Consider the following 24,146-nt stretch of genomic DNA (forward strand, 5'->3'; position numbering starts at 1 on the left):
CCGTGGAAGGCTGAATACCGTGATGAATTCCAACAAGAGCTCCAGCCGCCATCTGGCGGTCACCCCCCGCTTCGCGCTGCGCCTGCTGGCCGTCGCCAGCCTGGCGGCACTGGCCGGTTGTGCGGTGACACCGCCTGTAGCGCTGACGCAACACGATCTGCTGCGCCAGGACCAGGCTGATCGCCAACTGATGTTTGCCGCACAGGAGCCCGTGAAAGGGCCGCTGACTCTGGAAGAAGCCGTCGCCCGCACCCTCAAGTACAACCTGCAGCAGCGTCTGGCCTTGATGGAACGGGCACTGGAGGACGATCTTGTGGTCGTGCAGAACCAGGGCATGCTGCCGCGCCTGACGGCGCAGGCCGGGCTGCGCACGCGCAGCAATGACTACGGCTCCTCCAGTCAGTCCCTGCGCACCGGCAGCGAATCGCTCGAAGCGTCCACCAGTCAGGAGCGCAATGGCGATACCGCCAGTTTGCAGCTGTCATGGAATGTGCTGGATTTCGGCTTGAGCTATTTCGGCGCCAAGGCGCAAGGCAACAAGGCGCTGGCGGCCGAGGAACGCCGCCGCCGGGTGGTCGCTGACATCGTGCGCCAGGCGCGTAGTGCCTACTGGACTGCGGTGACGGCGCAACGCTTGCGCGCCGAGGTGAGCAATGCCCTGGCGGAAACGCGGCAGGCTCTCGATCTCTCGCGCCAGAGCCAGGACAAGCGTCTGGTCACGCCCTTGGCCGCACTGCGTTACCAGCGTGACCTGATTGGCTTTGTGCGCCAGCTCGAAGCGCTGGATGCCGAACTCTCGGTGGCCAAGGCCCGCCTGGCCAGCCTGATGAACCTGGCGCCTGGCGCAGAGTTCAGCCTGGCCGCGGTCGATGACGCGAAAATGCAGGTGCCCGCCTTGCCGTATCAGCGCGAGCAATTCGAGTCGCTGGCGATCACGGGGCGGGCAGAACTGCGTGAAGAGGCTTACCAGTCGCGCAATGCATTGCTGGAGACGCGCATGGCCCTGCTGCGTCTATTACCCAATGCGTCCTTGTTTGCCGGCCTGAACCACGACAGCAATCACTTCCTGGTTAACAACTCGTGGGCCGATGCCGGCGTGCAAGTGAGTTGGAATCTGCTCAATGTGTTGTCCTGGCCGGCCATCTCGCGCAGTGCGGAGCGGCGTGAGCAAGTGGCAGAGTTGCGACGCCAGGCCTTGCGCATGAGTGTGCTCACCCAGGTCAACATTGCCTGGCTGGAGCGCAGCCGCGCCGAGCAGGTCTTCGTCAGGGCCGGTGAATTGAGCAGCCTGCAGCGCGATATCCATCGTCAGGTCGAGAACGCCAGTCGCAGCCGCGCCGAAACCCAGCTTGAGCTGACGCGCGCCCGCGTCGAGGCCTTGTTGTCGGCGCGTGCGCGGGATCTGGCCTATGCCGATCTGCTCAATGCCCAGGGCATGTTGCTGCAGGCGGCCGGTATCGATCCTTTGCCTAGGCAGGTCGGTGATCACAGCGTAGAAGGCCTAGCATCGGCCATCCGTCGCACTGACGTGGTGATTGCCTCCGGTGCGCTGGAGATCCCGCGTCTGCCCGAGGCGACCGTCACCAGTGTGGCCACGGCGCCCGCGCCTGCCGTCGTTGTGCCGGCCCCGGTAGCGGCTGTGCTGCCATCTCCGACTCTACGCCAGGTCAGCGGCGAGCGCTGGCACAGCCTGGGTTCGCTGGCAGCGGGTGGAGGCATGGCTGATGCGCGTTAATGCTTTGCGCCATCTGGGCTTGCTGTGGCTCGCCCTGTGTTCGGGCATGGCGCTGGCCGGTGGCCCGACCGCTGCCGCGCGCGAGGACGTGGGTGGCTTACGGGCCCAGCTGATGGCCGTGCGTTATGCCGTGCTGACCAGTGAGCTGGCCGGTCGGATCAGTAGCATGCCTCTACGTGAAGGCCAGCGTTTCAAGGCGGGTGATGTGCTTGTGAGTTATGACTGCTCACTCAACCGTGCCCGCCAGACACGGGCCGAGCAGGCCGAGCTGGCTGCAAGAAAGAAGCTGGAAGTTGCCGAGCAGCTTGATGCGCTCAAATCGATCAGCCGGGCCGATGTCGAGCAAGCCCGTGCGGCGCTGGCCGTCGCGGGTGCAGAGAGTGGCATGGAGCGGGTGATGGTGCGCCGCTGCAGCGTGAGTGCGCCTTTCGCCGGACGTGTCGGCGAGACCTTTGTGCGTGCTGCCGAGCATGTCGCCGAAGGCAAGGAGCTGCTCAGCGTGTATGACGACAGCGCCTTCGAGGTCCAGACCATTGTGCCGTCGCGCTGGCTGGCCTGGCTCAAGCCGGGCATGCCGATGCAGCTGACAGTGGATGAGACCGGGCAACGCCATGTGGCCCGCGTGCAGCGCATTGCCGGCAGCATCGATCCGGTGAGCCAGTCGGTGAAAGTCATTGGCCGGCTGGATAATCCTGCCAGCGGTCGTGGTGAAGTTGTTCTACTACATGGCATGAGTGGCAGTGTGCGCATCGACCCTCCGACCGGTGCTGGCAAGCCATGAGGCCGTCCGAGCCTTCGCCATCGCCACGTCCGGAGGCGCTGCTAGCCTTGCTGGTGGAGCTTGAGCAGCGTTTGCGTGCCTGTCGCAGCGAGGATGAGCTGCACTTTCTATTGGTCAATGATACCCATGTGTTGCTGCCCTACCGGCAGGCCGTGCTGTGGCTGGGCAATGCCCGGGGCGGGCGGATCCTGGCGCTTTCCGGGCTGGTCGTGGCCGAGGCCAATGCGCCCTTCAATGTCTGGCTGGCCGCATTGCTGGCGCGCTGCACGCCAGCCTTGTTCGCGCCCGGCCCCTTGTCGCCACCGGAAGACGAATTGGCGAGCTGGATCGAGCATCTGCCCGCGCATGCCTGGTGGTTGCCGCTGAAGTTATCCGGTGATACCTCGGCTGGACTGCTGTTGCTGCGCGAGCAACCCTGGATGGCGCATGAAACATCGGTGCTGGCCTTGCTGGCGGACGCTGCCGCACATGCCTGGCAGGCTTTGCGCGCAGAGCGGGCTTCGCTTCGGAGCCCCTGGCTGGCTGGCCTGCGTCTGCCGCAGCGTCGCCGCAGCTGGTGGCTGGCCGGTGCGGCGCTCCTGCTGGTGTTGATGGTCTTGCCGGTGCGCCAATCGGTGCTGGCTCCAGCAGAGATCGTGGCGCGTGCCCCGCTGGCTGTCCGAGCGCCCTTGCAGGGGGTAGTGGATCGCATCGCGGTGCAGCCAGATCAGCAGGTGCAGGCTGGCCAGTTGCTTGTGGCGCTGGATGCCCGTGAGCTGGAAGGCCGCCTGGAAGCCGCCCGGCAGGCGCTGGCGGTGGCCGAAGCCGAACTACGCCAGGGCCAGCAGCAAGCCTTGTTCGACGAGCGCAGCAAGGCCGGGTTGGCCCTGCTGCAGGGTCGCCGTGATCAGGCCGGGGCCGACCTCGATTACTACACCCGTTCGCTGGCGCGCACCCAGCTGCATGCCGAACGGCCCGGTACGGTGATCCTTGATGATCCTGCCGACTGGGTCGGCAAACCGGTGCAGCCGGGTGAGCGCATCCTGCAGATCGCCGATCCGCAGGATGTCGAGCTCGAAGTCTTGCTGCCGGTGGCCGATGCCATTGCCTTGCCGGCCGGGGCTCAGGTGCGCCTGTTCCTCAATAGCTCCCCCGCCAGTCCGCTCGATGCCAGCCTTCTGCGTGTCGCTTATCGCGCCACGCCGACCGCCGATGGCAGCTTGGCCTACCGGGTGCGGGCCCGCCTGGCGGCGGGTGAGGGCACGCCGCGTGTGGGGCTGAAGGGTACGGCAAAGCTCTATGGCGAGCGCCGCGCGCTGGTTTTTTATCTGCTGCGGCGGCCGCTGGCGGCGGCTCGCGTCTGGCTGGGGGTCTGAGATGTCGCCCCAGGCTTTGCTGGACATGCCTATGCCCCGGACAGCGGCTCTGCCAGCCGCTAGCCATGATCTGCCCGTGCTGCGCGAGGAGTTGCTCCTGCATGCCGCGCCGCGCAACCACGATGGCGCACCGGCCTGGTCGCTGGAGGATCCGGGCCGGGCGCAGTTTTTCCAGTTGGGACGGGCCGAGGCCGAGATGCTGGCGCGCTGGTCGCTGGGCAGTGCGCAGGCCGTGGCCGCTGCGGTCTCGCGTGAAACGGCCTTGAAGCTTGAGGTGGACGATGTGCAGGCCTTCGCCCGTTTCTTGCAGGCGAACGCATTGGTCCGGGTGCAGGGGGCGCAGGCCCTGCAAGGGCTGCTGGCGCAGGCCAGGCGTCAGCGTGACGAGCACTGGGCGGGCAAGCTGCTCAAGCACTATCTCTTTTTCCGGCTTCCGCTGTTGCGCCCGGACGCGATGCTGTTGCGCCTGTTGCCCGGGGTCCGGCAATTCTTCTTCAATCGGCGCTTTGCCTTGGCCACCCTGCTTGCCGGGGGGCTCGGCCTGTTCCTGGTGGCGCGGCAATGGGATGCCTTTGTGCACACCTTCCTGCATTTCTTCACCTTGGAGGGGGCAGCGCTCTCGGCCCTGGTGCTGGCAGCGACGAAAGTCGTCCATGAACTTGGGCATGCCTTTGCCGCACGCCACCACGGCTGTCGGGTGGCGACCATGGGCGTGGCCTTCATGGTCATGTGGCCGGTGCTCTACACCGATACCTCCGGGGCCTGGCGGCTGGCTTCGCGGCGCCAGCGGATGAGCATCGGTGCCGCCGGCATGCTGGCGGAGACCGCGATAGCCGCCTGGGCCACGCTGGCCTGGAGTTTTCTGCCCGATGGCATGCTGCGCAGCGCAGCCTTCATGCTGGCGACCACCACCTGGCTGCTGACGCTGGCGGTCAATCTCAACCCCTTCATGCGCTTTGACGGCTACTTTCTGCTCTCCGACGCGCTCAATGTGCCCAACCTGCAAGAACGCGCTTTTGCCCTGGCACGCTGGCGGCTGCGTGAATGGCTGTTCGATCTGGGCGAGCCTTCGCCCGAGGTGTTTGCGCCCTGGCGGGCCAGAGTCTTGTGTGGCTATGCCTTTGCCGTGTGGGTCTATCGCTTCTTTCTCTTTCTTGGCATCGCGCTGCTGGTCTATCACTTTGCTTTCAAGCTGCTAGGCATTGCCCTCTTTGCCGTGGAGATCGGCGTCTTTCTGGTCCGGCCTATCGTGAGCGAGTTGCTTCAATGGCGGCATCGGCTGCAGCAGCGGGGGAAAGCGGCCTGGAATGCCCGCAGCCGCCTCACCCTGACGCTCTTGATCATCCTGCTGCTTTTGCTGGTGTTGCCCTGGCGCGGCAGTGTGCAGGCACCGGCCTTGTTGCGCGCCGAGCGCCAGGCGCAACTGGTGACGCCGGTGAGTGCCCAGGTTGGCCGCATCCTGGTGGCGGCGGGCGAGCGGGTGGCCGAGGGGCGGCCGCTTTTTGTGTTGCAGGCGCCGGAACTTGCGCATGAGCTGGCACTGGTGCAGCGGCGTATCCAGATGCTCGAATGGCAGACCAGCTTTCAGGCGATGCGTCAGGCCGGATCGGCCAGCGTACCGGTTGCGCAGAGCGAACTGCAGGCGGCGCGGGCGCGTGAAGTCGTGCTGCTGCGCCAGCGCGATGCACTGACCGTGCGCGCGGCTTTTGCGGGGCAGATGGTGGATCTGGCCGCACCCCTGCGTGAAGGGGAGTGGCTGGCGGCGGGCGAGTGGCTGGGCACGCTGGCAGCACCGGAGGCTGCGCTGGTCGAGGCCTATGTGGCGGAGGCCGATCTGCATCGGCTCAAGGTCGGTGCCGACGCCAGCTTCGTGGCCGAGGATCCCGGCGTGGCCGCGTTGCCGCTGACGGTCCGCGAGATCGCGCGCACTGCCACGCGGCGTCTGGCCGGACACACCGAGCTGGTCTCGGCTTATGGCGGGGGCATTGCCGCCACGCGCGTGCCGATGGGCAGCGGCGAAACGGAGGGCGGCATCTGGATGCCCGAGCAACCGGTCTACCGTGTGCTGCTCATGCCGCAGGCGGGCCATGCCGGTTTGTCGCGGCCGCAGGTCTTGCGCGGCCGGTTGAGTATTGCCGCACCGGCTGAAAGCCTGGCTCTGGCGGCCTGGCGCCGCGTGCTGTCGGTGCTGGTGCGCGAGAGTGGTTTCTGAGATGCGCGGATACAGGTGGCGCACCGCTGGCGGGCAGGCCGGAAAGCCTTGCGGGGCCGGAAAACATGAAGACAACTTAACGTGTCACGAGGCGCGGTCTGTCGTAAAAAGGAAGCATATCGGCATTGCCTGCGTTTCACCGGTTCCGGTTCAGGTTCCGGTTGCGGTGCAGGGGTCGCCGGCTTCGAATATCGATTGATCACCCACGAGAGAAAACCATCATGAATGACATCGCAACCGCAATCGCCAGCCTTTCCGCCCGTCTCAAGGGCGAGACCGCAGCCCAGCATGAACGCATGCACCGGCTGATGGAGCGTGGCAATCCGTTCTCCAGCCGTGAAGCCTATGCGCGCTTCGTGGCAGCTCAGTACCTGTTCCAGCGCGACATCGAGCATCTGTTCGGCGATCCGGCCGTGCGTGCTGCTGTGCCGGACCTCGACAGCCGTGGCCGCCAGCAAGCCTCGCGCGACGATCTCACCGATCTGGGCGCAGCGGTGCCCGAGGCACCGATTGCCAGCCAGGGTGTGAGCATGCCTGCAGCATTCGGCTGGCTCTATGTGTCGGAAGGCTCCACCCTGGGTGCGGCCTTCCTGTTCAAGGAAGCGCAGGCCCGCCTGGGTCTCTCGGCCGACTTCGGGGCACGCAACCTTGCTGCTTATCCTGAAGGCCGTGCCATTGTCTGGCGTCGCTTCGTAGCCTCTCTGGATAGCGAAGCGATTGCGTTCGAGGACCATGATCACGTCATCGCCGGGGCGAACGCCGCCTATGATCGTTTCGGCGAACTTCTGCAACATCATTTCCAGCTGGATTGAAGGCCAGTGGCGTGGCCTCCGGCCGGCGGTCCGGAGGCTGCACCAGAACACAAAGAATGAATCGACAACAAGCCCTTGTCCGCGGCGAGCATGGCGCCGCTGCAGCCCCCATTTCCCGTTGGCGCATCGCCTGGCTGCTTCTGGCCGGGCTGAGCTTTGCGGTGGGGATCGTCGCCTTGGTCATTCCGGGGATTCCGACCACCGAGTTCATCCTGCTGTCGGCCTTTGCCGCGAGCAAGAGCTCGCCGCGCTTTCATCGCTGGCTATGCCAGCACCGCCTGTTCGGGCCGTTGATCCGCAACTGGGAGAACGGCGGCCTGGTGTCGCGCCGGGCCAAACTCAGTGCCTCGCTGGCGCTGAGTGTTTGCCTGGTGGTGATGGCGCTTGTGGTGTCGCATCGCTGGGTGGTGGTGCTCGCTGCGCTGGGCATGACGGCAGGTGCGATCTGGCTGTGGCGGCGCCCCGAGCCGCAAGTGGTGGCCGCTGATTGATATCAGGGCTCCAGCCATTGCATGAGGAGGTACGCTTCACGATCTGCTGGCGTGCTTCAGAAGCTTGCCAGTTCAAGCGCTAAGGTTCTGCGTGCCGCTTCATGCGCTTGCCGGAAATGACGGATCGCCCCCGGGGGGGGGCGGCAATCCCCGGTTTCTTTCCGGGAAGGCAGGAGCTGTTGATTCTGTCCAAGCGGACGGTATGCCGGTCTGAAGGCATGCACGCAGGTGCTGGCGTGCAATGCTTGCTGCAGGCGGGAAAATTTCGGGGCGCGTGTTCTGGAGGATGTCTTCAGCTGCGCAGCGCGTCGATCAGGCCGGCGCGTTCTTCGTCCCAGTGGTTGCGGGCCAGGCGCAGCGCGGCCAGCAGCCCGCAGGGCGGGTTGTCTTCCAGCAGCAACACGCCCGAGTGCAGTTTGGCGATGGCATTGACCAGGGCCAGGCCGAGTCCGCTGCCGCTGCGCTCACTGCCATGCAGGCGGCGGAAGCGTTTCACCGCCTCGCCGCGTTGGTCGGGTGGAATGCCCGGGCCATCGTCCGCCACGCCGATCTCGACGCAGCCATCACGCAGACGGGCCAGCAGTGTGATGCTGGCATGTTCGCCCGCGTATTTCAGGGCGTTTTCGAGCAGATTGGCCAGGGCCTGGAAGAGCAGGGCGCGGTCGCCAAAGAGTTTGCATCCGGCGCAGGCTTCCTGCCGCAGTGTGATGCCGCTGCTTTCCGCCAGTGGCTGGTAGTAGTCGATCACATCGCCCAGCAGGCCGCGTGCTTCGAACCATTCGAAGGAGTGCGCGCAGCGCCCGGCCTCGATCTCGCCGATGCGCAGCACCGCCTTGAACATCCGCTGGATCCGCTCGGCTTCTTCCACGGCGGCCAGGATGTCGTCACGCAATTCACTGTCGACCCGCTCGGCCGCACTCTCCAGCCGGTTGTGCAGCCGGGTCAGCGGTGTGCGCAGTTCATGGGCGAGATGGCTGCTGACGCTTTTGACCTCGTCCATCAGCAGGCTGATCCGCGCCAGCACGTTGTTGATGTCCATGCCGAGCAGATCGAATTCATCGCCATTCGGGCTGGCCGGTACGGTGACCTCGCGCTCGCCGCCCACATAGGCACGCAGTGCCGAACGGATGCGGTCCACGCGGCGCATGCTGCGCAGGCTGGAGTACAGCCCGATGGCCAGGCTGCTGAGCAGCACGGCGAAGAGCCCGGAACCCGCCACGATCGGGATCACCCGCACGCGTTCGAGCATCGGCAAGACGTTGAAGGCGCTCAGGAATATCCCGCCATCGGCCAGCTGGAGCTGCATGCCGACCACCCGCATCGGTGGTGTGTTGGTGCCCTGGATGCTGAGGTTGCGCCAGCCGGTTGCCGGTGCCTGATTCCGCGCCACCGCCTGACGCAGGCTCTGGGTGCCGTAGAGCACCGTGCCATCGGGCCCGAGCACCAGGGCAATCTTGTCGTCCTTTTCGTGCGGCAGATCGCGGTTCAGGCGGCTGGCCAGTGTCTGCGAGTCGCTCAGTGTCTTGCGTTCCTGTTCCTGGATGTCGGAGAGGACCAGACCATGGACATGGTCCAGCAGCAGGCTTTCGATCTGGTGGCTGCTCAGCAGCATCGAGCCGAAGGCCATCAGCAGGAAGACGAATGCGCTGAGTGCGGCGTGCCTGAAAGTGCTGGTCTCGATCAGGCGGATGATGCGTTCAACCCAGGACATATCCCACCGCACGGATGGTGCGCAGCAAGGAGCTCTGGAAGCCACGATCCACCTTGGCGCGCAGCTTGGAGATATGCACGTCGATAAGATTGGTCTGCGGGTCGAACTGGTAGCCCCACACCTTTTCGAGCAGCATGGCGCGGCTCACGGTGCGACCGGGGTGCTCCGCCAGCACGAGCAGCAGGGCGAATTCCTTCTCGGTCAGGTCGATCGGCTGACCACCACGACTGACCCGCCGGCTGCGGCGGTCGATCATCAAGTCTTCGACATGCAGCAGGTGCTCCGCTTCACGGCTGGACTGGCCGCGCCGCACCAGCCCTTCCAGACGCAGCAGCAGCTCGGTGAAATCGAAGGGTTTGCCGAGATAGTCCGATGCCCCGGCACGCAGCCCCTCGATCCGGTCACTCGGCTGGTCGACTGCCGACAGCACCATGGCCGGCGGGTGAGGGCGATTCTGCAAGGCCTTGAGTACGTCGATGCCGCTGATGCCCGGCAGCATGCGGTCGATCAGGAGTGCATCGAAAGCTTCCTTCTCCATGAGGCATAGCGCGGTTTCGCCATCCTCGACCAGACGGCAGTTGTGACCGCAATTCTGCAATTTGCAACTGAGCCAATAGCTCACCCGGGTATCGTCTTCAACAATCAGTACACGCATGTTCTGCCCTGCCTGTAAAAGATTCGTTGGCTCGCCCGAGGGGGGCGTGTCCCGGAGGCTGCAAGCCTTCCGCAGGCATGCGCAAACATGGCGACGGCGGACCGGCTGCCTCGGGAAAGACGGCTACTGGAATGGAGGCTCATTGTATTCGAGAATCATTCTCAATAACAAAGCTATCACTAAAGTTGTAAGCCCCTGGGCAGGGTGTGGGTACCGTCATGCAGTGAGCGCTTCCGGGTTTGCCCGTACGGGTGCATAGCGGGCCGGTGGCGGACAGGAGGGATCGATTGCAGCCAGTGTCTGATCCAGTAGGCGGCCATGGTCGAGCAGCCTGAACATGATCGCGGCCAGATCGCTGCGCCGGACGAAACCGTGCACATCCTGGGGCTGGATGAGTTGTGCGGTGCCGCTGGCCGGGCCATCCACCAGGCCGCCCGGGCGGAGGATGCAGAAGGGCAGGCCGCTGCTGCGCAGGGCATCTTCAGCACGGGTTTTTGCTTCGAGGATGTGGCCGATGGCAGCGAGCAGGCTTGCGGAAGCATAGGCGCGGCTGTCTCCGGCACCGAGTGAGGAGACCAGCAGCAAGCCTTTGGCCTGGCCTTGCAGGGCGGCCTGGATCACATGCTGGTTTCCGGGGGCATCCACGATGCCCTCCCTGTCGCCCAGGGTGCTCACTACCCAGGCATTGCGCGTGCGGCCATTGAAGCAGGCCGAGACGGCCGGGGCAGACAAGGCGTCCGCTTCAAGGATCTTGCAGCCGGTGGCGGCCAGGGCTGCGTGCTCCGAACCGGGGCGAACGACGGCGCGTACCTTCCAGCCCGCAGCACAGGCAAGCCGGACCAGCTCGAGGCCGACGCCCTGGCGCGCGCCGAAGACGATCAGGGTTTGGGGTGTCATGCGACGACCTCCGTGCTCAGACGTTCGCGCAGCGCCGTGAAGCGTTCGATCTGATCGGCCAGTAGCGCCCGTTTGTCATCACGGCCGACGAAGACCTTGAACATGGCCTCTCCGGCGGCATTGAAGAAATTCACCGAGCAGCTGTCCGCACCCATGAAGGGCCGGCGCACGAAAGCGATGGCGGCGCAGCGGTCCAGCCGCAGATGTCCGCTGACCGGGCTGCCTCCTCCGATGTTGTAGTAGCCGTGAGCGAAGCGCCCTGCGGGCAAAGGCCCCTTGCATTCGAGGATCACGTCCGGGGTGTGCACCAGCACGGTTACCGGGCCCCATGCGGCGATATCCAGAAGCACGGATTCGGCTTCGCTGCCGGGGGCGAAGCTGCGTGTCTCGTCAGGCAGGCATTCAAACACCGTCTGCAGACTGATGCCGTGTTCGATGGCGATGTTTTCCAGGATGCCGGACGGGTCGCTGGCCAGCAGGGCGCGAAGCGTTTCCCGCGCCTTGCCGGAAGTTTCAGGTGACATGTTCATGAGGATGGCCTTGGGGTTTTGAAGCGGGATGGACGGGGCGTGGAATGCCAGGGGGATGCCCGCCTTCCGGCATGTTGCCGGTCGTGGTTTGCGGCCCGTCGATGTAGTTGCCGATCAGCGCAAAAAGCTGGGCGGCGATGTTGTTGTGCCAGTAACGGCCGTGTGCGGTGAGCGCCAGTTGGCTGCCGCGCTGTTCGGTCAGTCCTTGCCCGGACCAGTGTTCAGTGAGCGGTGAAAGCGCCTGGCTGAAGCCGGGCTCGACCAGCTGATCCAGCCCGGCAAGATCCAGCGCGCCGTTCTCCAGTGCTTCCATCACCTTGCCGCAGGCGCGGTGATGGGGAGGCGGTGCAAGCATGGCGCTGATGGCTTTCTGCCCGTTCGCCACGCAGGCTTCGTAGTTGTCCTTGTCGCTTTCCTGCATGAAGCGGTGGCCGGCCAGCATGCCGCCCGCACCGGCGCCGTAAGCCAGGCAGTCCGCGCCGGTTTTGGTCGCGTTGTTGTAGATGTTTCTTTCGCGCGGGGTGCGTCGCCAATGGGCCTGGCTGACCCGGGTCCAGCCGGCTGCTTCGAGCAGCTCTCCCCCTTCGCGGTAGCGGCGGGCGGCAGTCGCGTTGTCTGCGGCCTGTGGCAGGGCGCCTTTGTCGATGGAGAGCGCGAGCGGACTGCCGGCATGGAGGCTGAGGCAGTAAAGATCGACGCCATCAAGCCCGATGTCATGGCACAAGGCGACGTCGCTGCGCCAGATCTCATCGGTCTGCAGCGGCAGACCGTAGATCAGATCGCAGACAACGGTGGCCCGGTCGCGGGCGACCAGATCGGCCAGAAAATTCGTTGCTTCCTCGCGCGCGGCCTTGCGCCCCATGCGGCGGCGCAGGGCAGTGTCGAAGCTCTGGATGCCGATGGAAAAACGGTTGGCGCCGCCTTCGAGGCAGGCTGCGATCTTTTCGTCGTCAAAACCGGCCACCCGGCCCTCGATGGTGATTTCACAATCCGGGGCCAGCGGCAGGTGTTCGTGAAGCGCCTTGAGGATGCGGTTCAGGTCCTGGGCGGAAAGTGCGCTCGGCGTGCCACCGCCGAAGAACACCGCCTGGATCGGCGCGTTGCGGATGCCCTCACGCTGCCCGTCTTGCGCGATCTCTTCGATCAGTCGATCGACATAAGCGCCCATGACTGACTCGCCGGCCTTGTTGCGATAGAAACCGCAGAAAAGGCAATGGTTGGCGCAGAAGGGAATGTGCAGATAAGCCAGGCGCGGCGCCCGGCTGTAGCCCAGCAAGGCAGGGTACACCGATTCCGGCGCGGGAATGGTGCGTACATTGCGATTCATCCAGGGGTGGAGGACGCGCCGCTCGAAAGGAGCGAGCAGGCTGGCGACAGGGAGCGGATAGGCCATGACAGGCTGAGGTTTTGATATGGAATTGAGATTAATTCCTATTCAAAACCTGCGGCAACGGCGGGATTCTTAAGATTCCTTAAGCCCTGCGGATTTCCCGGGTGAGAGGCTTTGTTGTACAAATCGAATCAAGGCAGCAAATCCCCTGACCCCAGACGGATTTATGCCACGCGCACGGTTTGAGGCGTTCCGAGCTGGGTAAAACGGTTGAGCAGCGCCGCGCGAATTTGCAGCTCCGCAACCTGCCTATCAAAGTCACGGGCCATCACGCGCTCGCCGAGCAACTTGAAACAGCGCATTTTGGTTCCGACCAAGCTGCGCCGGTGGTAGCAGCAATGATGCGCACATTCACCTTGACGGGCTTCGACTCACCCAACGGGGTGATCTCATGCTGCTGCAAGGCGCGTAGCAGGCGCACTTGTGAGTCGAGCGGCAAGTCGCCGATCTCGTCCAGAAACAGCGTGCCGCCTTCGGCCTCGCGGAAATGGCCGGCGCGAGCGGAATCCGCCCCGGTGAAGGCACCTTTCTTGTGACCGAAGAGCTCGGAGTTGGCGAGGTCCTTGGGCATGGCGCCGCAATTGACTGGAATGAAGGGTTTGCCTTCACGACTGCTGGCTGCGTGAATTGCTTCGGCAAAAAGTTCTTTGCCTGTGCCGGTTTCGCCGAGGATCAGTACGGGGACTTCGTGAGCGGCAATCTTTTGTGCGAGCTGGATTTGCTCGCGCATGACCGGGCTGCGGTGGATGAGCTTTGAGAACTCGGCCACAACCGGGATTTCTTGGCTAAGCCGCTCGATGCGTTCGCTGCTGCGCTGAAGAAATTCGGGTAGGTATTCGTTGGCTAGGTCGAAAAAGAAATCGACCTACTCCAGCCCCTTTTCCTTTGAGGTCTGGATCAGTTTGGCCGGAAAGCGTGTCTTCGCCAGGATGATCCAGATGGCCGTCATGGCCGGCGTGCCTGGGCTCAGGTGGAAAGTGATCTCGACGTCGTTGTTCGGCAAACGGAGGGCTTTGAGCTCCGCACAGACCTTGCTGTAGATCTCGGCGTAATTCGTCGGGCTGCTGAGATCGACGCCATAAAGATCGGTTTCCGCACAGCCCGTGGTGTTCTCAAGCCAGGCGCAATAAGCCTTGGTGCGTTCGAACTCGTAATTGGAGAGCAGGTGGATCTTGTCGAAAGGGGCGTGTGCCTTGATGGCAGAGGCAACCGGGCCGAGGTCGTCACCCCGCGCACCTTCGGCGCAGTCGTGGTCAGCCTTGCCCACCCATGAGATCAACCAGGATTTTTGCTCATGACGAGATGATAAAGGCCTCGTCAGCGCAATGGATATGCTTGCGCGATCGAAGCTCTGGATGCGTACGTGGTCGATATGTGCTCAGACAGAGCTCCCGGATGTATGAACGCAAGCCTTTTCTGTGAATTCACGAGGGAGGGGCGGCTGACTATTCAAGCAAGCTGAAATGCTTTTGGCCATTGATCGAGCATGCCAAAGAATCGATCCACCTGCACCGCAGCCCATGATGGTCTTTGAGCTTGGAAAGATGGCTGATGAGTGGATGCCAGCTGGTATCATTCCTGCCTGTGAGGCGTGGCCGGAGCTTTCGATGCAGAGGGTGGCTGCGCCTCTATCGAAGCCGATGTAGTTGAGAGGATGCCCGGCGTGCGCCAGGCCTCAAGTGAGGTGAGTGGTGATAATTTTGAGAGCCAAGAGAAAATTTTCTGGGCATGGTTCTTTTCGTGGTATCGGAGCTTGTTTGTTTTGTAACCCATTGGCAAGCAAGGTTTTTATTTGCTCGTTGATGACTGAGTGGGAATAAGGCGCGGCCCATGCCTGCTTTCTCGCGCCTGATGGCTAGGTTTCTGCCCGGCGCGCTGCTCGGGTTTGCGCAACGCCTGCGTTTTCCTCAATTGTTCTTGCTGACATTTGGGTTGTTCCTGTTGGACTTGTTGTTGCCGGATTTCATTCCCTTTCTGGATGAGGTCCTGCTGGGCATGTTGACCCTGATGCTCGCCGTATGGAAGCAGCGCAAGGAGCCTAAATGAGTGAGCGAGACGAAAACTTCATGCGCGAAGCGCTGGCCTTGGCGCGTGAAGCTGGCGCGCTGGACGAGGTGCCTGTTGGTGCGCTCGTGGTGCTGGATGGCCAGATCGTTGGACGGGGCTTCAATCACCCGATTGGTCGGCATGATCCGACCGCGCACGCTGAGGTCATGGCGCTGCGCGATGCGGCGACGAATCTTGGCAATTATCGATTACCCGGATGCGAGTTGTACGTTACGCTGGAACCTTGTGCAATGTGCAGCGGCGCTATTTTTCATGCCCGGATTGCCCGGGTGGTGTATGGCGCGAAGGATCCGAAAACCGGCGTGGCCGGCAGCGTATTTGATCTCTATGCAGAGAATCGCCTTAATCATCACGCGAGCATAGAGGGTGGCGTGCTGGCAGAGGAGTGCGGGCAGATGCTCTCGGCCTTTTTCGCGGCTAAACGCCAGCGCGTGATGACGGCCTGAGGGCAGAGGGCGTGGATCTTCGCGTCAGTATCAAAACCCAAAGTATGACTTTGCATGATGCGGCAGGGGCCACCATCCGCCGCTATGCCATATCGACTGCCGCGCTTGGCGTTGGCGAGAAGGCCGGGAGTTATCAGACTCCACGCGGGCAGCACCTTGTTCGTGCCAAGATTGGTGGAGGGCAGCCGCAAGATGCGGTTTTCAAGGGGCGTCGCCCGACCGGAGAAATCTGGACGCCACAGCTTCATGCTCAATTTCCTGAGCGGGATTGGATCCTGAGCCGAATTCTGTGGCTGTCCGGTACCGAAATTGGCAGCAATCGGTTGGGGGGCGTCGATAGCATGCGCCGCTACATCTACATTCACGGCACACCAGACAGTGAGCCGATGGGCGTGCCCGCCTCGCATGGTTGTATACGCATGCGCAACCGGGATGTTATCGAGCTCTTCGATTTAGTCCCGGTCGGTACGCTAGTGCTGATCGAGGCCTAGTCGATCGAGTAGGGCAGGGGGGCCAGGCTCAGGAGCGGGCCGTCTGGTGCGCCAAGATGTACTTCGCCAGCTTCGAAGGCCGAGATCTGCATCACGGCCAGCAGATCCACGCCTGCAACAGGCGAGGGTTCCAGCGCGACCAGCTTGCCGCATGATTGTGCGCCGAACTCCGGCGCATACAGATCGTTGCCGATGTCCGCATTGTCGGCTGAGGCGAGATGCGCGCGATACATGCGTTTCTTCAGCTTGCCGAGATATTGCGTGCGCGCAACGATTTCCTGCCCGGGGTAGCAGCCCTTCTGGAAGTTCACCCCGCCGAGCAATTCGAAGTTGAGCATCTGGGCCACGAATTCGTCTTGTGTCTTTGATGTTATCAGTGGCAGGCCAGCCTGAATGTCCAGCCAGCGCCAAGCCGCAGTACCGGCTGGTTTGGCGCCGGCGCCGGTCAATGCTTGCCAGAGCTTTTCAACGTTTTGTGCAGGGCAATCAATGATGTAGCGTGATCCGTCGAGGTGGATCACGCGCGCCTCTCCTTGTGATACATCCAGCGCGTTACTGGGTTCAGCAAGCCCCGCCGCCGCAAGTGCGGCGCCGGCTCCCGTGCCTGCCAGCCCCAGCAGGACGCGCTCGCTGCTGGCGTCTGCAAGTTTCACCTTGGCGCGGAGTACGTACATCGACAGCTTCTTCAGGATGCTGGCGTGCAGGTCTGCGGACAGTGCCAGCAGATAGCCATCCGTGCTGTGCCAGGCAATGAAGCTTGCCAGCATGCGGCCTTTGGGGCTGTTCAGGCTGTTGTGCTGAGCACGTCCAGGCGGAAGTTTCTTGACATCATTTGAGCCGAGGTTGTGCAGGAAGCTGGCGGATTCTTCGCCGGTAGCCGAAATCAGGCCAAGGTGGCTCAGTGGCGTGAGAACCGTATCGTTGGCAGCGAGCGCTGTTTCGTCACGAGCGGGGAGAAAGCTTACGTACGCCGCGTCGAAGCTGGCGCCTTGGGTTTGCAGAAATGCTTGCCATTCTGAGGTCATGGTATTTGTCCGGAGGGGGCTGTCTGGGGGTTTCCGTTATTATACGAGGCCGCCGGGCCCGCCCGGCTTCAAGCCCTTCGTATTGTCGATGCTGCGCATTCTTGTCCGTTTCCTGAAGCTGTGTGTATTGCTGAGCGTTCTGCTGCTTGCGACTGGTGCGTGGTTAGGTAGTCAGCCGCTGACCATGCGGAGCAACGCCGTGGATTTCGAGATTGTGCGTGGTGATTCCATGAAGCAAGTTTCGCGCACGGTGGCTGATGCAGGCATTAATGTCTGGCCGCCAGTGCTGACCTGGCTGGCTCGCCTTTCAGGGCACTCCATTCGTATCAAGGCTGGCAGCTATCGTATCGACAAGCCGATTACGGCCTGGGAGCTAGTCCAATTGATGTCGACGGGCGCCAATGCGTACGCAGATGTCACGATTGTCGAGGGTTGGAGTTTTGCCCGCCTGCGCGCCGTGCTCAATACTCACCCTGAGCTGAAGCATGACTCAGCCCAATTAAGCGATGCAGAGCTCATGCACCGGCTCGATCTCGCTGGTAAGACTCCAGAAGGTCTCTTTGCCCCCGACACCTACAGTTTTTCGCGCGGCGCCAGTGACTTCGACTTGCTGCTGCGCGCTCGCCAGAGGATGGATGGGGTGCTGCGGGACGCTTGGGAAAAGCGAGCGGCGGGGTTGCCTTTTAAGATGCCGTACGAGGCCTTGATCCTGGCCTCTGTGGTCGAAAAAGAAACGGGTCGAGCCGCGGACCGGGCTTTGATAGCGTCGGTATTCATCAATCGCTTGCGCATTGGCATGCCCTTGCAGAGTGACCCTACTGTCATCTATGGCATGGGAGCTAGCTTCGATGGCAATCTTCGCCGGCGCGATTTGCAGGCCGATACTCCGTACAACTCCTATACACGCGCCGGCTTGCCACCTACTCCCATAGCATTGCCGGGACAGGCTGCCTTGCAGGCTACCTTGAATCCCGTTCCCAGCAATTATCTTTACTTCGTGGCACGGGGTGATGGCAGCAGCGAGTTCTCACGTACGCTGGATGAACATAACCGCGCTGTGGCGCGCTACCAGAGAGCAGGCAGGAAATCATGACGATGCGTGGCCGTTTCATCACCTTTGAGGGTATTGATGGTGCTGGTAAGAGTACCCAGATTGCAGCCACCATAGACTGGGTGCGTTCGCACGCTTACGAGGTCGTGCAATCGCGAGAGCCTGGTGGTACGCCGCTTGGGGAACAATTGCGCGAACTTCTGCTACACGAATCCATGCATCTCGAAACCGAGGCTTTACTGATGTTTGCGGCGCGTCGCGAGCATTTGGTGCAACTCATCGAGCCAGCTTTGAAGCGAGGGGCTTGGGTTGTATGCGACCGTTTCAGCGACGCGACTTTTGCCTATCAAAGTGGCGGGCGGGGGCTGCCCGCGGAAAAATTTTTGGAGCTGGAGGCGTGGGTGCATCCTGGGCTTCAGCCGGATCTGACTTTCCTGTTTGATCTGCCGCCTGAAATCGCGGCACAGCGTTTGGTCAGTGGTCGGGCGCATGCAGACCGCTTTGAACTCGAGCAAAGAGATTTTTTCGAGCGGGTGCGCAATGCTTATCTCTTGCGCGCAGAGCAAAGTGGCGGGCGGATTGTCGTGATCAATTCAGCGCGTGAGCCAGAGCTTGTTTGTGCGGATGTGCTGGTCCATTTGGAGGAGCGTTTCGCATGAGTCTTGAAGCTTTGCCGGAATGGTTGCAACCCTTGTGGCGTGATCTGCGGGCGCGTGATGGGCGCTTGCCGCATGCCTTGTTGTTTTGTGGTCCATCAGGAAGTGGCAAGCGTTTGTTTGCCGAGCATCTGGCGCGAGCATTGCTGTGTCAGCAGCCGGGTGCTCACGGGAGCGCCTGCGGTCAGTGCCCGGATTGCACCTGGATTGCTTCGGGGAATCATCCAGATTTTTTTACCCTGATTCCAGCGGCTGACGAAGCTCTGGCTGATGATGAAGGGGAGGGTGGTGACGGGGGGAAAAAGGAAAAGGCGAAATCCACCCAGATCGTCATTGACCAGGTGCGCGGTCTTCAGGCTTCGCTTGAAGTGGGGGCGGGCGGGCATGCAGGGGGGCGCCGGATTGTTATTGTCGATCCGGCTGAGGCCATGAATACGGCTGCTGCAAATGCCCTATTGAAGTCGCTCGAAGAGCCGAACGGCTTGGCTATGTATTTGATGCTTAGTCATGCGCCTCGTCGTTTGTTGCCGACTATCCGCAGTCGTTGCCAAGTGATCGACTTTCCGCGTCCGGATACCGCTGAGGCCGTGGGATGGATGAAGCGTGCAGGCATTGTCAATCCAGCGCTGCTCGGGTTTGCCAGTGGTCTGCCATTGGCGGCTAGAGAACTCGCCTCAGGACCGCTGCAGCTCTCTCGCCAGCAACTTGCAGCCGACTTGTCCAATATGCGTGGGCGCGATCCTTTGCGCCTCGCTGCTGACTGGGAAGCGCGCCTGAAGGCCAAAGGGGCTGCCGAGGCTGGCTTCACGATGAGTGTTTTGTTGTCCTGGCTGCAGCGCTGGCTCAGTGATGGGGTGCGGGTGGCTCAGGGTTTGTCGCCTCGTTTTTTTGCCGATCATGCTGCTGAATTGCAGCAATTGGCGCGCGGTAATGGGGATGCATGGCTGCACTGCTATCGGGAGATGAACGCCCATCGTCCGTTGGCGCAACACCCGCTTAATCAACGCTTGTTTCTTGAGGAAATCGCTCTAAATCTGTACCGGCGCTTATTGACCCGCTGAGTCGGGCCCTGGATAGAGCCAGCTCATTTCGGCGGCTTACGCGGCGCTGCGGCTTGACCATCAATGAGGGGGCTTGTTATAAAACCGGTTCTGACAAAGGTTTGCCGCCGGAGTGAGATATCGTACCGGCGATTGATGGAATGACTATCGCAGTTTCAACGCTCAAACATCGAGGGGGTTGTTGTGAACAAATCCGAATTGGTAGAAGTCATCGCGAAGCAGGCAGATATTTCGAAGGCAGCCGCTGGGCGGGCTCTGGATGCCGCCATCGCAGCCATCAAGCAATCCCTGAAGAAGAACAATGATGTCACGCTCGTCGGCTTCGGGACCTTTTCTGTCGGAAAACGCGCTGCTCGAACAGGCCGTAACCCCCGTACTGGCGCTGCGATCAAGATCAAGGCAGCAAAAGTTCCTAAATTTCGCCCTGGCAAAGCATTGAAAGATGCTTTAAACTGATCGGCTTAGTGAGCGCTGGTAGCGCTTCGGTTGGGGGCGCTTAGCTCAGTTGGTAGAGCGCCTCCCTTACAAGGAGGATGTCGGCGGTTCGAGCCCGTCAGCGCCCACCAAGTATCCGGTGCTTGCTGTGTTTCAGGTTTTCGCGGAGTGGTAGTTCAGTCGGTTAGAATACCGGCCTGTCACGCCGGGGGTCGCGGGTTCGAGTCCCGTCCACTCCGCCAGATTCAAGACAAAGGCGAACCACGGTTCGCCTTTGTCATATGTGCCGGTCTTCATCCTGCAACTTCTTACTGGTCGCTCATCAATCATGTTTGACGCCGTTCGTAATAATCCCAAAATTGTCCAGCTCTTTCTGGCGCTGATTACGCTGCCCTTTGCCTTCTTCGGCGTTGATGCCTATTTCCGCAATGGCGGCCCGGGTGCCGATGCGGTCGCAAAGGTGGGCAAGGTGGAAATTTCGAGCTACCAGTTGGATCAAGCTGTGCGTGATCAGGAGAACTCCTTGCGCGAGCAGCTGGGTGGAGCGTTTGACAAGGCCTACGTAGAAAGCCCTGCATTCAAGACAGCAGTTCTTGACCGCCTGATCAACGAGACGGCGCTCAAGGGCAGCATCGCTGATAGCCGTTTGGTGGTCAGCGCGGAAGCCGTGCAGAGCTACATCAAGAGCGAGCGCGAGTTTCAGGAAAACGGCCAGTTCTCCTTCCCCATGTATGAAGCTAGGGTGCGTGCCATGGGTCTAACGCCAGCCGCCTTTGAGCAGCGAGTACGGGAAGGGATGGCGCAGCAACAGCTCATGCTTCCGATTGCATACAGTGCATTTGCGCCTGCGCCCAGTGTGCAGTACTTCCTGGCGCTTGAAGCAGAAGAGCGTAGCGTGGCTGAGCTGGTATTCGATGCTGCGGGTTACGCTAGCAAGGTCAAGTTGACTGATGATGCAGCGCGCAAATACTACGATGCTAACCAGGCGCGCTTCCAGACGCCGGAGCAGGTAAGACTTGAGTACATTCAGCTGAGTCTCGAAAGCATTACGCGTAATCTGAATGTTACTGAGGCGGACGCCCGCAAGTGGTACGACGAAAACCAGAAGGCATTTGAGGGTTCGGAAGAGCGCCGTGCCAGCCATATTCTGGTCCAGGTGCCTGCTGATGCAAAGCCTGAGGTTCGGGCTGCCGCGCGCAAGAAAGCGGAAGACATTCTGGCTCAAGTGAAATCGATGCCGGCCAAGTTTGCTGAGCTTGCCAAGAGTGCTTCAGATGATCCTGGATCTGCCGAAAAGGGTGGCGATCTGGGCTTTTTCGGTCGCGGCGCAATGGTCAAGCCTTTCGAGGATGCTGCCTTTGCTTTGAAGCAGCGTGAGATTTCGGGCCTGGTGGAAACTGAGTTTGGCTATCACATCATCCAGCTGACTGATAGTCGTGGCGGCAAAGCCAAGAGTTATGACGAAGTCAAGGCTGATGCTATGGCCGGGGCGCGTAAGCAGATGGGTAATCAGCGCTTTGCAGAGTTGGCAGACCAGTTCGGGAACATGGTTTACGAGCAGCCGGATGCGTTGAAGCCGGTGGCGGACAAGTTCTCTTTGCCGCTGGTTCAGACCGATTGGCTGGCGCGTGAGGCGTTGCCTCCGCTGCTTCGTAACGCCAAACTTCAGGCGGCTTTGTTTTCGGCTGACTCCCTGCAGAATCGGCGCAATACCGAAGCGGTTGATCTGGGAAATGGGGTGGTCATTTCTGCCCGCATTCTGGATCATAAGCCGGTTGCGACACGTAGTTTTGATGAAGTGAAGTCGCAGGCCGAAGAGTTGGCGCGTGCCGAAGAGGCTTCCAGACTTGCTTTGGCTGACGGCGAGGTTGCCCTCAAGAAACTGCAGGCTGGCGAAGTCGTGTCAGGAGGATGGAAATCAGCAAAGAGCGTAAAGCGTGGAAGCCCCGAGTTGAGCGCCGATTCACGCAAAGCTATTTTTGCGGTTTCGACTGACAAACTTCCGGTCTACGCAGGCAGTGCTCATGGCGATGCCTACTCGGTGTACCGTATCGAGAAGGTGAATAAAGGGGCGGAAGTTGCTCCGGCTGAGTTGGTGGAGGCGCGGCGTCAGTTTGCATTGACTTTGGGTCAGGAAGACTTGCGTGCTTACATTGCCGGTATCCGCAATCGCCAAGGAGTGCAAGTCAAGACGCGTGAAGCAACGAAGGCAGACTGACCAAGTTTTGTTGATGAAAAAGCCCGCGCATAAGCGCGGGCTTTTTCATTTCTGGTGCCTGATGATCAGAGTTCTAAGCGCCTGATGGTGAGTGTGAGGTGCTAAACACCGGTTGCACAAAAATGTACTTGATTTTTTATACAGTACTGTATAAAAATACATTTATGCACAGGAGCCAAACATGAATAGCGAACTTACCCGACGCCAACAGGACATTCTGGATTTTATCCGCGGGAAAATTGTCGAGAGCGGCATTCCTCCTACCCGCGTTGAAATTTCTGCAGCGTTTGGCTTTGCGTCGCCGAATGCTGCTGAGAGCCATTTGCGTGCATTGGCGCAAAAAGGAGCTATCAGGCTGGAGTCGGGCTCTGCACGTGGTATCCGCCTGCTGCAGGATGCGATTGAGCAGGAGCAGGAGAAAGGCTTGCCTCTGATTGGACGTGTCGCAGCAGGCTCGCCCATTCTGGCTCAGGAGCATATCCAGCGTCACTTGCCGGTGGATCCCGGCATGTTCTCCCCAAGAGCTGACTACTTATTGCAGGTGCGCGGACTCTCCATGATCAATGCGGGCATTCTGGAAGGAGATTTACTTGCTGTTCATCGCTGCAGTGAAGCGCGGGATGGTCAGATTGTTGTGGCTCGGGTAGAGGATGACGTGACAGTGAAGCGATTGCAGCGTCGCCCGCACGGCATTGTCGAGTTGATTGCAGAAAACCCGGATTTTCAACCAATCGTGATCAATACCAAGGACCAAGCACTGATCATTGAAGGACTTGCCGTTGGTTTGATTCGCGATGGATTTACGCGTCTTTAAGAGTTTTTGTCCTTTCTGGGTGTTCCATAATTTCAGGAAATCAAGGAGTTGTAGCAAATGAAGTCGTCACACAACTATTCAGTCGTTGCTCACAGTCCTTTGCTTGCACAGGCTCAAGCGTGCAAGCCCATCACTGGGGAGGCTGCATTGGCCGTACGGATGTCAATCAAGCCGATGGCGATTCTTGACGTGGTACGCCGACGTGGCCGCAGCTGGGGCCTCCTCGCGCAATATGAAGAGGGGCGTCTGGGTCTGTCTCGCTGAAATCAAGCTTCTATGCGCAGCCCAAGCGACTGGAGCTGTGCAAAAATTTCCGGGTGTAAGGGGACGCCAGCAAGCAGATTGTGCTTGCGCTCCTGCCAGCCGCGCTCGCCCGGCCATGTAAATGGGCGGGCGGCTTCACCAAGGTAGCTTAGATAGCTGTCCACTCGCACATGCAGGGTTTCAAGCCCTCCAAACGCATCCGGATTCATTGCGATGAAGAGCTTGCAGGAGTTTGGATCGAGGCCGCTGCGATCCTTTTTTACAATTTCATGGCCGAAAGCTCCGCCAGCCAGTGCAGCGGTCATGAGTTCCATTATCAGCGCCAGACCTGCACCTTTATGACCGCCAAACGGTAACACTGCGCCGCTCAGGATCGCTTTCGCGTCCGTGCTGGGCTGTCCATTGGCATCAAGGCCCCACCCCGCTGGCAGCTCCCGCCCCTCTCGTAGCCAAGTTCCGACCTTGCCGACAGCGGCTTGGCTCATCGCTATATCCAGTACAAGAGGCCCCGCTCCGTTGCTGCGTGGCAGCGCTATGGCAAGTGGATTGTTGCCAATAATCTTGCTTGTGGCTCCCCAGGCGGCCATGGTCGGCATGGCATTGGTTGTGCATAAACCGATCATGCCGGCTTGTGCGGCGTGGCAGGCGTAAGCATGAGCACGCCCCCAATGCGTTGTATGCATGGCGAGGCATGCGCCAATGCCGAATTCGCGTGCGCGCTCAACTGCCTGATCCATTGCGCGGATTGAAACGCTGCGGCCGGGGCCATTATCACCATCCATCATGCAAGTAGCAGCGAAGCCAGTTTTCAGGCTGATCTGCGGTTTGGCAGTGGCGCGCCCGTCTTTAAGCGCGGCGAGCAGTCCTGGAAGCATCCGCACACCATGAGAAGGAACTCCATGCAGGTCCGCTTCGATCATTATTGATGCTTCTTCGGCTGCCATGACGGCTTCCATTCCCGCTCGTTCCAAGACATTTGAGATAAGTCTAGCGAGTTGTTGATGATCGATTCGGATTGGCGTGTCCATGGGGGCCTTTCTGGAAAGTCT

At 61.1% G+C, this 24,146-nt stretch carries 24 protein-coding genes, 2 tRNA genes and 1 pseudogene; 17 read left to right on the forward strand and 10 right to left on the reverse strand.

Annotated elements, in window-relative coordinates:
- Nucleotides 1-22 precede the first annotated feature (22 nt).
- The 6 genes from C0V76_RS15010 (at nucleotide 23) to C0V76_RS15035 (ending at nucleotide 7,386) form a co-directional block, all read left to right on the forward strand.
- Nucleotides 23-1,735, forward strand: a complete 1,713-nt coding sequence (locus tag C0V76_RS15010) for a TolC family protein (protein WP_101943434.1) — start codon at nucleotides 23-25, stop codon at nucleotides 1,733-1,735.
- Nucleotides 1,725-2,516: an efflux RND transporter periplasmic adaptor subunit gene (locus C0V76_RS15015; protein ID WP_101943435.1), complete on the forward strand. Its 792-nt coding sequence runs from the start codon at nucleotides 1,725-1,727 to the stop codon at nucleotides 2,514-2,516. Before C0V76_RS15010 ends, C0V76_RS15015 begins: the two co-directional genes overlap by 11 nt.
- Complete coding sequence (locus C0V76_RS15020) at nucleotides 2,513-3,871, forward strand: efflux RND transporter periplasmic adaptor subunit (protein ID WP_101943436.1); 1,359 nt, start codon at nucleotides 2,513-2,515, stop codon at nucleotides 3,869-3,871. The genes C0V76_RS15015 and C0V76_RS15020 overlap by 4 nt, the downstream gene beginning before the upstream one ends.
- A 31-nt stretch (nucleotides 3,872-3,902) precedes the next feature.
- Nucleotides 3,903-6,083: an HlyD family efflux transporter periplasmic adaptor subunit gene (locus C0V76_RS15025; RefSeq protein ID WP_254048257.1), complete on the forward strand. Its 2,181-nt coding sequence runs from the start codon at nucleotides 3,903-3,905 to the stop codon at nucleotides 6,081-6,083.
- A 221-nt stretch (nucleotides 6,084-6,304) separates the two neighbouring features.
- Nucleotides 6,305-6,895, forward strand: coding sequence for a biliverdin-producing heme oxygenase (locus C0V76_RS15030; protein WP_101943437.1), 591 nt, complete (start codon nucleotides 6,305-6,307; stop codon nucleotides 6,893-6,895).
- A gap of 56 nt (nucleotides 6,896-6,951) precedes the next feature.
- Nucleotides 6,952-7,386 carry a YbaN family protein gene (locus C0V76_RS15035; RefSeq protein WP_101943438.1) on the forward strand — a complete coding sequence of 145 codons (435 nt, stop codon included), beginning with the start codon at nucleotides 6,952-6,954 and terminating at the stop codon, nucleotides 7,384-7,386.
- 292 nt (nucleotides 7,387-7,678) lie between these two features.
- Here the strand turns inward: C0V76_RS15035 and C0V76_RS15040 are convergent, their stop codons facing one another.
- From C0V76_RS15040 to C0V76_RS20130, 8 genes and pseudogenes are all read right to left on the reverse strand, one after another.
- Nucleotides 7,679-9,097: a HAMP domain-containing sensor histidine kinase gene (locus C0V76_RS15040; RefSeq protein WP_101943439.1), complete on the reverse strand. Its 1,419-nt coding sequence runs from the start codon at nucleotides 9,095-9,097 to the stop codon at nucleotides 7,679-7,681.
- Nucleotides 9,084-9,752, reverse strand: a complete 669-nt coding sequence (locus C0V76_RS15045; protein WP_101943440.1) for a response regulator transcription factor — start codon at nucleotides 9,750-9,752, stop codon at nucleotides 9,084-9,086. Before C0V76_RS15045 ends, C0V76_RS15040 begins: the two co-directional genes overlap by 14 nt.
- 216 nt (nucleotides 9,753-9,968) lie before the next feature.
- Entirely contained in the window at nucleotides 9,969-10,649 is a 681-nt protein-coding gene (locus C0V76_RS15050; RefSeq protein ID WP_101943441.1) for an NAD(P)H-binding protein, read from the reverse strand.
- The gene (gene hutX / locus C0V76_RS15055) at nucleotides 10,646-11,179 is read right to left on the reverse strand and encodes a heme utilization cystosolic carrier protein HutX (RefSeq protein WP_101943442.1); all 534 of its coding nucleotides are present in this window, start codon (nucleotides 11,177-11,179) and stop codon (nucleotides 10,646-10,648) included. The genes C0V76_RS15050 and hutX overlap by 4 nt, the downstream gene beginning before the upstream one ends.
- Complete coding sequence (hutW, locus tag C0V76_RS15060; RefSeq protein WP_101943443.1) at nucleotides 11,163-12,572, reverse strand: heme anaerobic degradation radical SAM methyltransferase ChuW/HutW; 1,410 nt, start codon at nucleotides 12,570-12,572, stop codon at nucleotides 11,163-11,165. Before hutW ends, hutX begins: the two co-directional genes overlap by 17 nt.
- Nucleotides 12,573-12,733: 161 nt before the next feature.
- Nucleotides 12,734-12,901 (reverse strand): annotated as a pseudogene (locus C0V76_RS15065) (IS5/IS1182 family transposase); the annotation flags it as partial.
- The gene (locus tag C0V76_RS20125) at nucleotides 12,838-13,299 is read right to left on the reverse strand and encodes a sigma-54 factor interaction domain-containing protein (RefSeq protein WP_216821763.1); all 462 of its coding nucleotides are present in this window, start codon (nucleotides 13,297-13,299) and stop codon (nucleotides 12,838-12,840) included. The gene C0V76_RS20125 and the pseudogene C0V76_RS15065, both read right to left, overlap by 64 nt.
- Nucleotides 13,300-13,434: 135 nt before the next feature.
- On the reverse strand, nucleotides 13,435-13,848 hold the full coding sequence (locus C0V76_RS20130) for an RNA repair transcriptional activator RtcR family protein (protein WP_216821764.1): 414 nt from the start codon (nucleotides 13,846-13,848) through the stop codon (nucleotides 13,435-13,437).
- Nucleotides 13,849-14,399: 551 nt separating this feature from the next.
- Between C0V76_RS20130 and C0V76_RS15075 the strand changes: the two genes are divergently transcribed.
- Genes C0V76_RS15075 through C0V76_RS15085 form a run of 3 tightly spaced genes read left to right on the forward strand, consistent with a single transcriptional unit; the run spans nucleotide 14,400 to nucleotide 15,573 of the window.
- Entirely contained in the window at nucleotides 14,400-14,615 is a 216-nt protein-coding gene (locus tag C0V76_RS15075; RefSeq protein ID WP_216821765.1) for a DUF6116 family protein, read from the forward strand.
- Complete coding sequence (gene tadA, locus C0V76_RS15080; protein WP_101943444.1) at nucleotides 14,612-15,082, forward strand: tRNA adenosine(34) deaminase TadA; 471 nt, start codon at nucleotides 14,612-14,614, stop codon at nucleotides 15,080-15,082. The genes C0V76_RS15075 and tadA overlap by 4 nt, the downstream gene beginning before the upstream one ends.
- A gap of 11 nt (nucleotides 15,083-15,093) precedes the next feature.
- Nucleotides 15,094-15,573 carry a L,D-transpeptidase gene (locus C0V76_RS15085; protein ID WP_101943445.1) on the forward strand — a complete coding sequence of 160 codons (480 nt, stop codon included), beginning with the start codon at nucleotides 15,094-15,096 and terminating at the stop codon, nucleotides 15,571-15,573.
- Here the strand turns inward: C0V76_RS15085 and C0V76_RS15090 are convergent.
- The gene (locus C0V76_RS15090; protein ID WP_101943446.1) at nucleotides 15,570-16,598 is read right to left on the reverse strand and encodes a folate-binding protein YgfZ; all 1,029 of its coding nucleotides are present in this window, start codon (nucleotides 16,596-16,598) and stop codon (nucleotides 15,570-15,572) included. The genes C0V76_RS15085 and C0V76_RS15090 overlap by 4 nt on opposite strands.
- Before the next feature lie 88 nt (nucleotides 16,599-16,686).
- On the opposite strand from C0V76_RS15090, the gene mltG reads away from it, so the two are divergent.
- The 8 genes from mltG (at nucleotide 16,687) to lexA (ending at nucleotide 22,833) form a co-directional block, all read left to right on the forward strand.
- The gene (gene mltG, locus C0V76_RS15095; protein ID WP_101943694.1) at nucleotides 16,687-17,691 is read left to right on the forward strand and encodes an endolytic transglycosylase MltG; all 1,005 of its coding nucleotides are present in this window, start codon (nucleotides 16,687-16,689) and stop codon (nucleotides 17,689-17,691) included.
- 2 nt (nucleotides 17,692-17,693) lie between these two features.
- Nucleotides 17,694-18,308, forward strand: coding sequence for a dTMP kinase (gene tmk / locus C0V76_RS15100; protein WP_254048258.1), 615 nt, complete (start codon nucleotides 17,694-17,696; stop codon nucleotides 18,306-18,308).
- Complete coding sequence (gene holB, locus C0V76_RS15105) at nucleotides 18,305-19,366, forward strand: DNA polymerase III subunit delta' (RefSeq protein WP_101943448.1); 1,062 nt, start codon at nucleotides 18,305-18,307, stop codon at nucleotides 19,364-19,366. The genes tmk and holB overlap by 4 nt, the downstream gene beginning before the upstream one ends.
- 183 nt (nucleotides 19,367-19,549) lie before the next feature.
- Entirely contained in the window at nucleotides 19,550-19,822 is a 273-nt protein-coding gene (locus C0V76_RS15110; protein WP_101943449.1) for an HU family DNA-binding protein, read from the forward strand.
- 34 nt (nucleotides 19,823-19,856) lie between these two features.
- Nucleotides 19,857-19,932, forward strand: a tRNA-Val gene (locus tag C0V76_RS15115).
- A 34-nt stretch (nucleotides 19,933-19,966) separates the two neighbouring features.
- Nucleotides 19,967-20,043, forward strand: a tRNA-Asp gene (locus C0V76_RS15120).
- Between the two features lie 41 nt (nucleotides 20,044-20,084).
- Nucleotides 20,085-22,019 carry a SurA N-terminal domain-containing protein gene (locus tag C0V76_RS15125; RefSeq protein WP_254048269.1) on the forward strand — a complete coding sequence of 645 codons (1,935 nt, stop codon included), beginning with the start codon at nucleotides 20,085-20,087 and terminating at the stop codon, nucleotides 22,017-22,019.
- A 181-nt stretch (nucleotides 22,020-22,200) separates the two neighbouring features.
- Nucleotides 22,201-22,833 (forward strand): transcriptional repressor LexA, encoded by a 633-nt coding sequence (gene lexA / locus C0V76_RS15130; protein WP_101943452.1) that lies wholly within the window; start codon nucleotides 22,201-22,203, stop codon nucleotides 22,831-22,833.
- 266 nt (nucleotides 22,834-23,099) lie between these two features.
- On the opposite strand, the gene C0V76_RS15140 is transcribed toward lexA, so the two are convergent.
- A complete protein-coding gene (locus C0V76_RS15140) occupies nucleotides 23,100-24,125 on the reverse strand; it encodes an Ldh family oxidoreductase (RefSeq protein WP_101943455.1) in 1,026 nt (341 codons plus the stop codon).
- Nucleotides 24,126-24,146: the final 21 nt, after the last annotated feature.

This window comes from Uliginosibacterium sp. TH139 (assembly GCF_002855595.1).
GTDB lineage: Bacteria > Pseudomonadota > Gammaproteobacteria > Burkholderiales > Rhodocyclaceae > Uliginosibacterium > Uliginosibacterium aquaticum.